This window comes from Streptomyces bugieae, assembly GCF_036352915.1.
Taxonomy (GTDB): Bacteria; Actinomycetota; Actinomycetes; order Streptomycetales; family Streptomycetaceae; genus Streptomyces; species Streptomyces endophytica.
The window spans coordinates 1-452 of sequence record NZ_JAZBJP010000162.1; the positions used below are offsets into that span (position 1 = coordinate 1).

Consider the following 452-nt stretch of genomic DNA (forward strand, 5'->3'; position numbering starts at 1 on the left):
GTACGGCGCCGAGGCGTGCGCGGCGGCACTCGACTGGTTCGCCGACGCGCTCCCCGGCGAACCGGTGGTACTCGCCACCCAGACCGCCAACACCCGCTCGATGCGCCTCGCGGCGAAGCTGGGGTTCGTCGAAGTCGAGCGCTTCGATGCCTACGGTGCCGAGCAGTGGTTCGGCATGTGGTCTCCGGGTCCGCCGCCCGGCGGGGCGCGGCCCGTCGGCCGCTAGCGCCTGTCGACGGTACGGCCACGCGCGATGCGGGCTGAACGCCCGGCGGGATGGGCGCGTACCCCGACGGGGTGAGGGCGTTCAAGGGCACCTGGGCATGACCGAGCGGCGGCTATGTACTAGAGTTATCTCGACATCGAGATATCTGCCGAGGCGCACCGCAGCCGCCGCCCGGTAAGGCATACCTAACTAAGCCTTACCTTAGCGGATGGTCGGGGCTGTAGGC

General features: G+C 69.9%; 1 protein-coding gene. It reads left to right on the forward strand.

Features of this window, described 5'->3' with window-relative positions:
• A partial coding sequence (locus V2J85_RS40685) for a GNAT family N-acetyltransferase (RefSeq protein WP_330824401.1) occupies positions 1–226 on the forward strand: 226 nt, incomplete at its 5' end.
• Positions 227–452: the final 226 nt, after the last annotated feature.